This is a genomic window from Neobacillus drentensis (genome assembly GCF_036962765.1).
GTDB lineage: Bacteria > Bacillota > Bacilli > Bacillales > Cytobacillaceae > Neobacillus > Neobacillus drentensis_C.
The window spans coordinates 29,542-36,780 of sequence record NZ_JBALOS010000120.1 but is presented as its reverse complement, the minus strand read 5'-3'; the positions used below and the strand labels follow the sequence as shown (position 1 = coordinate 36,780).

Annotated in this window: 7 protein-coding genes; 2 read left to right on the top strand and 5 right to left on the bottom strand. The window is 40.5% G+C overall.

All coding sequences use genetic code 11. From position 1 onward, the window contains the following. The first annotated feature begins 95 nt into the window (after positions 1–95). Positions 96–512 carry a hypothetical protein gene (locus V7137_RS15600; protein ID WP_335698933.1) on the top strand — a complete coding sequence of 139 codons (417 nt, stop codon included), beginning with the start codon at positions 96–98 and terminating at the stop codon, positions 510–512. Between the two features lie 154 nt (positions 513–666). On the opposite strand, the gene V7137_RS15595 is transcribed toward V7137_RS15600, so the two are convergent. Beyond that, positions 667–1,257, bottom strand: a complete 591-nt coding sequence (locus tag V7137_RS15595) for a TetR/AcrR family transcriptional regulator (RefSeq protein WP_335698932.1) — start codon at positions 1,255–1,257, stop codon at positions 667–669. 267 nt (positions 1,258–1,524) lie between these two features. On the opposite strand from V7137_RS15595, the gene V7137_RS15590 reads away from it, so the two are divergent. Beyond that, a complete protein-coding gene (locus V7137_RS15590; protein ID WP_335698931.1) occupies positions 1,525–3,000 on the top strand; it encodes an MDR family MFS transporter in 1,476 nt (491 codons plus the stop codon). 220 nt (positions 3,001–3,220) lie between these two features. Here the strand turns inward: V7137_RS15590 and V7137_RS15585 are convergent, their stop codons facing one another. From V7137_RS15585 to cymR, 4 genes are all read right to left on the bottom strand, one after another. After that, positions 3,221–4,210, bottom strand: a complete 990-nt coding sequence (locus V7137_RS15585; protein ID WP_335698930.1) for a Gfo/Idh/MocA family protein — start codon at positions 4,208–4,210, stop codon at positions 3,221–3,223. Positions 4,211–4,219: 9 nt separating this feature from the next. Continuing rightward, positions 4,220–5,062 (bottom strand): sugar phosphate isomerase/epimerase family protein, encoded by an 843-nt coding sequence (locus V7137_RS15580; RefSeq protein ID WP_335698929.1) that lies wholly within the window; start codon positions 5,060–5,062, stop codon positions 4,220–4,222. Positions 5,063–5,326: 264 nt separating this feature from the next. After that, entirely contained in the window at positions 5,327–6,469 is a 1,143-nt protein-coding gene (locus tag V7137_RS15575) for a cysteine desulfurase family protein (protein WP_335698928.1), read from the bottom strand. A 45-nt stretch (positions 6,470–6,514) separates the two neighbouring features. Continuing rightward, positions 6,515–6,934, bottom strand: coding sequence for a cysteine metabolism transcriptional regulator CymR (gene cymR / locus V7137_RS15570; protein WP_218347769.1), 420 nt, complete (start codon positions 6,932–6,934; stop codon positions 6,515–6,517). Positions 6,935–7,239 lie beyond the last annotated feature (305 nt).

Here is a 7,239-nt window from a genome sequence, read left to right as displayed (position 1 = left end):
CCCGCAGGAGTCTTCGCGCCTTCCCCTCCAATCAACAGGGTGCCAAAATCAACAAATAAGCTTTAACATAGCCTAGAAAAGGAGGGATCTTTTTAATGAATAATCAGCCGCCGTACTTTCCATATATCAATTACAATCTGCAACCTTATCATCATTTACAAAATTCTGGTTATGAATCTATTGATGAAACAAGAGATGTTGATGAAGAAGTGTATCGACCTGACGATGCTGAGGATGCTCCACCCACACCACCACCTGTACAAATGCCAACAGTACCTGCAACGTTTTCTGGAACTGCACAAACTGGTCAAATGAGATCCTGGATGTGTCAATGTTTAGGTAAATGGGGATTAATCGGGCTAAGAATGCCAGGTCCTTTTGGAAGAGATTTTTGGTTTTATCCAACGGAGATTAGAAAAAATGGAGTATCCGGATATACCTGGAGATTAGGACGACGCCAAAAAGTAAGTTACAGATATTCGCAGATAAGAAACTTTATGTGTTTCGCTTAAGTTTACCGCAGTATTTTGAAGAAAGAGGAAGGGAATCCTTCTTCTTTTTATATTCCAGATTTCCCCTCCCCTTCTTCCACAAACCTGTACCCTTAGTGCAATAACCCCCAAAAGGAATATAAAGTTAGCCCTGTTCAATTTCTGATGCTTAGGACTACTCAGAAAAATAATGTTGAAAAAAATAATCAATTTGCTCGCCTATGGGAATTGGGTTCCAATCTATGGGCACGTTTTTTTTGCAAGCCATCAGAGACGGAAAAAAGATGGCTGCATGGATTTGCATCATCATCATGACAAGAACATCATGATCTTTCTCTCCCGTAATTTCTTGTAACGTAGCAATAATTTTGGTGAGTCCCATTGTTTGCATATAATCTTTGTATTCAAATTGCGACTCGAATGAAATATTGCCCTTCCCGAGAATTTCCCGGACGAGTTCAGGATACTTTATAATTGAATTTGCATATTGAATCATGAAGGTTTTTAATCTTTCCTTTGGAGGAATAGAATGATCATCTAAAATGAGAAAAGCTTCTCGAAAGGAAGCCAGTAACACTTTCAAAGCTTCATTGATCAATTTATCCTTTGACCCAAAATAATAATTTATTAGCGCAAGATTAACTTCCGCTGCTGCTGCGATTTTACGCAGGGTTACATTTTCAAGACCTTCTGTCGTAATGAGTTCAAGTGTTGAATTCAGTATCTTTTCCCTTGTAGTCCTATCTTTTTCGGAGCTTTTGGTCATCTTATAACTCCCCTAATACACTTGTTTTGAAAATTTATTTGTTAAAAACGTAAATTTAAACTTTGTTTAATTTTACACTAATACTCATGATCTTTCTGTGTCAAGGTTCTATTTAATTATTTTACCATTTGAATCTCCCATGAATAAGTTTTTTCTTGACAGATCGGTGAAAAAGAGATAAATTTTTGTTTAAACATTGTTTTAAACGCTGTTTAATTAATAGCATAGATTGAAGATTACGTTTTTAGAAAAGGAGATGAATTTCGCATGTCAACAAAAACAGAAAATAATAATGAAGCCTTTTCTATTAAAACCATCATAGGACCAATGCTTGCTGTCATTGTGGGGATGATCATGGTTATTCTTGATAGTACGGCGATGAATGTTGCGCTTCCTGGCATAGTAAAAGATTTTAAATCTGATGTTTCGACCATGCAATGGTCCATAACAGGTTATACTCTTGCATTATCAGCTGTCATTCCTTTAGCTGGCTGGATGACAGACCGATTTGGGGCAAAAAAGATATTTTTAATTACGATTGCCTTGTTTACGCTCGGTTCCGTACTATGTTCTATGGCCCAAACCCCTGAACAGCTAATCCTCTATCGGGTGATTCAAGGTCTGGGCGGAGGAATGGTTGCTCCAATAGGAATGGCCATGATTTTCCGACTTGCTCCTCCAGAAAAAATGGGAGCTGTCATGGGAACACTTGGGATTCCGATGCTATTAGCACCAGCATTAGGGCCTGTTTTAGCAGGATATCTTGTAGAATACGTTACTTGGCACTGGATTTTCCTTATAAACTTGCCAATCGGTATTATTGCCATTTTGGTTGGAATAAAATTTTTACCGAATGTTGAGCGTAAAACAGTTCCAACACTTGATTTTTTAGGAATCCTTTTAGCACCTATTGCCTTCTCCATGCTTGCCTATGGAGTAAGTGAAGGGGGTAAGAGTTGGACTTCATCGGAAACTCTGACTGGATTAATTGTAGGTGGAACGGCTCTCCTCCTTTTCATTTTCGTCGAACTTCGTCAAAAACAGCCTTTATTAGAGCTGAGAGTTTTTGGATCATCTGACTTTAGAAAAGGTATTGTGATCACATGGATTTCCCAAATCGCATTATTTGGGGTTATGATTATTGTCCCATTATTTTTGCAAACCGTTAGAGGTTACGGTGCTTTAGATACTGGATTAATTCTACTACCACAAGCTCTAGCATCAGGTGTTATGATGCCAATCGGAGGGCGTTTATATGATAAAATCGGTGCTCGTCCTTTAGCCATAACAGGCTTGTCTATTATTACTGCAGCGCTATTTATGCTTTCACGAATTACTATGGATACAACTACTGGATTTATCATTACATGTTTAGTGATGATGGGAGCAGGTATGGGACTATCCATGATGGCGATTAATACCCATGTTCTTCAATCCGCTCCAAGACATCTTGTTAGTCGTGTCACACCATTAACGACAGCGGCTCAACAGGTCATGGTTTCATTTGCAGTAGCAGGTATGACTGGGTTCCTAACATCAAGAATCACTGATCATATGACAGCAACAACCAACCCCATTGAAGCAGCAGTTGCTGCCTATGGTGACACGTTCCTTCTAGCTGCAGGGATTGCGTTAGCTGGTGCACTTCTAGGAACCATCCTTAGCAGACCAAAACAACAGCCGGCCCCTGCATCAGATGATGATTCAAATGATGCGAAAGTCGCCATGATGGCAGGGCATTAATAAGAAAAATGGATGACCTTTTCTCGATAATGGGAAAAGGTCATCCATTTTTTCTTTTAGAGGTATCAATAGCATAATGCGGGTTTAAAATGATTATTCTAGTGTGGGAAATCCCAATCTTAACAATATGATCATAAGGTGAACTTCTTGAAACCAATGAAGGGATGATCCCCAGGATACCCCCTCCATCTAGTCTTGATCACAAGGACAACCCGTTCTTTTATTTACCAGCTGCCAGTAAAAAATCCTCTAATTGTTTGGGCTGACCTGTATTCGCTGAATGATTAGCTGCCAAGGTAACAGCTAATGTTTTTACAGCATCGGAATACGGCGACAAGATTAATTCCTTTTTGTTTAAGCGAATGGCTTCAATAAAAGCATGATCCTGTTCCTTGTAAAAATCGATTTTACTTTCAAAAGAAACTTTGTTTCCGTTCTCGAAGAGATGTAAGGACGTCCCATCCAATACCACTCTGAAATCACGGCCCATTATTTCAATTCCCGTATGATGGTCTGCTTGAGTAAATGTACTTGAAAGATTTCCAATCGTTCCTGACTCCATCGTGAAGTTAACAGAGGTAACATCCGGGATATCTATATCTGGAATGTCACTCATGACCTGCAAGGCCGTATTGGTATAGACCGTGCGGAAATCTCCAGCTAGATAACGAATTAAATCTACCGTATGGGTGGATTGTTCAACCAATTGACCACCCGATAGAGCCATTTTCCTATACCAGGGTGTTTGAACAAACTTGGTAACATAATGGGCTCTGATCATAGCAATTTGTTTTCCCCTGAGGAACTCTTTAGCTTTCGCTACTGTATCAAGGTAGCGTAAACAATACCCAGTCGCACAGATAATGCCTGAATCGACAATCGCTTTTTCCTTATTCCTAACATTCGACAGATCCAGTCCAAGAGGTTTTTCGACCATCAAGTGGATTCTTCGCTTTGCCGCTTTTTCCTCCATATCTCCGTGAGCAAATGGTGGAACACAAACGAACAGCGCATCCAGAGATTCATGATGAAGCATATCATCTACACTTATATAGGAATGGACTCCATATTGTTCTCCTACTTGCCGGGCTCTGTTGGGATCAATATCACATACTGCAACGATAGAAGCATGCTCATTTTTATTGACGTTCTCCAGATGAGTTCCGGCAATTCCTCCCACACCGATAAAACCAACTCTTATTTTCTCCATAAATGCTGTCTACGCCCTTTCTGTTCTAATTAGGCAGTTAAATAGGACATCCATATTTCGTGAAGTTTCATTTGCTAATGCATAGGGAGAAATAAGATAAGACGGAATTTCTGCGGTGATCGTATCATCATATCCGGTCTCATAAAGAGCCATCATGACATTTTTCCAATTTACGTCGCCTGCTAATAATGGAACAAATCCTGAAATGTTTCCAACGCCTCTGTTAAAATCTTTCACATGGACTTTCCTGATTAGATTTCCCAAGATCCGAATCCATTGTTCAGGGTAACCAAACTGAAGCACATTTCCTACATCGAAATAGACGCCGACAAAATCAGACTGAATCTCCTCAACATACCGCTTCATTTCAAGAGGTGATAACAAAAATTTGTTCCAGACATTTTCAACTCCGATGTGAACTCCTGTTTGTTCCGCAATATCAGCTAGTTCGCGAATCTCCGTTTGGCTATTATGATAGCAATCCGAATAGGAAGTTTTCTCATCGACTACTCCAGGTACGACTAGAACTGTATCCATACCCATGACACTGGCTAATTCAAGCTGCTTTTTGACAATCATTCTTCCTCGTTCCCTCGTGCTAACATCATTTGAGGAGAGAGGGGCTTCCCACAAAAGACCGGTAGAGAGACTGCGCAGTTTAAGCTCATAGCTTTCCGCCAATCTTAAGATTGCTTCCACCTCCTTGCAGGAGCTATCCAATGTTAAACCGATTCCATCTGGACGATATAAATTTAATTCCACTGCATCGAATCCTGCATCCTTACTATAGGCAAAAACGTTCTCAAGCGAGGTGCCTTCTGGATAGCACCATTGATTGATCCCCTTTAACATTCGACCCCACCTCTTTCAAATATTCCTCACACTGTCGTCCTTTTAAAAAGGCTGTGTTAGACTTGGCCGTTGATTTCCGCTCCAGGCGCGTGCGGTTCGCGGGCGGTCCGCGGGCGGTCCGGGGAGCCTCCTCGTCGCTGCGCTCCTGCGGGGTCTCCCCTGCCCCGTCCTCCCGCAGGAGTCTTCGCGCCTGGAACGTAGATCAACTGGGTGCCCAAATCAACAATAGGCTTTAACATCGCCTTGCCAAAAATAACATTCGATTTATTTTTTCAAACGTGAAACAATTCTTGCCGTTTCTTCAGCTGCCTTTACTACGTCGTCAGTAGTGGTATTATAGCCAAAGCTAAAACGGATGGAATTGGTTAAACGCTCTGATTGTTTACCAAACATGGCAACAAGCACGTGGGATGGTTCAATGGAGCCCGCTGTACAGGCTGAACCGCTTGATACAGCAATTCCTGCTAAATCGAGATTGACTAGCATTGCTTCCACACTTGTCCCAGGAAAGCTTAAGTTTAATACATGCGGCAAGGATTTTTCAAGTAATCCGTTTATGTCAAATTCTACATCTAGTTCACGTAGCCGTTCGATCAACGTTCGCTTCAATTCCATGAATTGCTCACGCTTGGCCTCCCGATGTTCATTTGAAATGAACACAGCTTCATGAAACCCAACAATGGCAGCAATATTCTCTGTCCCTGCACGTCTTTTTCTTTCTTGCTCACCACCGAAGGACCGTGGTGAGAGTTTTACGTTTGCTCTTGAATATAGGAAGCCTGTTCCTTTTGGTCCATTGATTTTATGAGCAGACACAGATAATAAATCAATGAAACTTTGATCGACATCAATTTTTTCAACGCCATAGGCCTGGACCGCATCGGTATGGAAGATAGCTTGATGATCCTTTAATAACTGTCCAATTTCATTAATCGGTTGAAGCGTCCCTACCTCGTTATTTCCATACATAATGGAAACTAAAATGGTGTCTTCCCTTAAGGCCGCACGTAATTCATCCAATGAAATTTGCCCTTTTTCATCAACATGTAAATAAGTGACTTCATAACCCATTTTTTCTAATCTTTGACAAGCGTGAAGAACTGCATGATGTTCCACTTTAGAGGTGATGATATGTTTGCCATTATGCTGATAGGTTTCAGCCACTCCAAATAACGCCATATTATCAGCTTCTGTTCCACCACTTGTAAAAATAATCTCGTTATCCTTTGCGCCAATGCTGCCCGCTAAAACGGAGCGTGCTTGATCAATTAAATGACGGGCTTCCCTCCCATAAGAATGGATACTGGAAGGATTTCCGAAAGTTGATTGCATCACCTCGATCATTTTATCAATAACCTTTGGATGCATAGGCGATGTTGCAGCATGGTCGAGATAGATTCGTTCCACAATTACACCTTCTATCAAAATAATTCTCAATGTTCCTTTTTTACCCTAAATATAAAACATATATCCTTCTGGCTCTTCATCATTACTATGATTCGCTAAATCTTCTAGCGTAGTGTTTTCTAAAACGTCCTTAATCGCATCGCGAATGCGAATCCACAATTCCCGCTTGGCAGGTTCTTCATCTTCAATCCCTTCAACCGGTGTAATCGGTCCTTCGAGAACACGAATTACATCTCCAGCTGTTATTTTTGATGGAGCGTCAGTTAAGATATAGCCGCCATATGCTCCACGAATGCTTTTTACTAACCCTGCATTACGCAATGGCGCAATTAATTGTTCTAAATAATGTTCAGATAGGTCATTCGCTTGTGCAATCGTTTTTAATGAAGTTGGACCCTCACCGTGTTTTTTGGCAAGTTCAATCATAATCGTTAAACCATAGCGCCCTTTAGTTGAAATTTTCATATCGCACCTCTATTTCGTATATATATCTATTTATAAAAAAATGACGTTCTTTGCTGTACCTACAATGGAACCACAATTAAGTTTATAAAACACCATCCTAACATAATAATGGCAGTGTGAGCAGAGCTAGGATTCACCGATTTTAAGTGATTGACTATTTTCACTCAAACTGGATTTACGGATTCGTCATGCGACGCTCCGCCCGATTTCTACAAAATCCATAGTAATTTGATAGGCATTAAGATTATATCATATTCTTCTTTAATATGCTTTTTCAACAGAAAATGATAAAGTAAGGCTATATT

What these genes read in the sequence shown, in the direction of transcription:
- V7137_RS15580 (WP_335698929.1), bottom strand. Translation starts at nt 5,062, where the DNA reads ATGTTAAAGGGGATCAATCAATGGTGCTATCCAGAAGGCACCTCGCTT.
- V7137_RS15585 (WP_335698930.1), bottom strand. Translation starts at nt 4,210, where the DNA reads ATGGAGAAAATAAGAGTTGGTTTTATCGGTGTGGGAGGAATTGCCGGA.
- V7137_RS15595 (WP_335698932.1), bottom strand. Translation starts at nt 1,257, where the DNA reads ATGACCAAAAGCTCCGAAAAAGATAGGACTACAAGGGAAAAGATACTG.
- cymR (WP_218347769.1), bottom strand. Translation starts at nt 6,934, where the DNA reads ATGAAAATTTCAACTAAAGGGCGCTATGGTTTAACGATTATGATTGAA.
- V7137_RS15600 (WP_335698933.1), top strand. Translation starts at nt 96, where the DNA reads ATGAATAATCAGCCGCCGTACTTTCCATATATCAATTACAATCTGCAA.
- V7137_RS15590 (WP_335698931.1), top strand. Translation starts at nt 1,525, where the DNA reads ATGTCAACAAAAACAGAAAATAATAATGAAGCCTTTTCTATTAAAACC.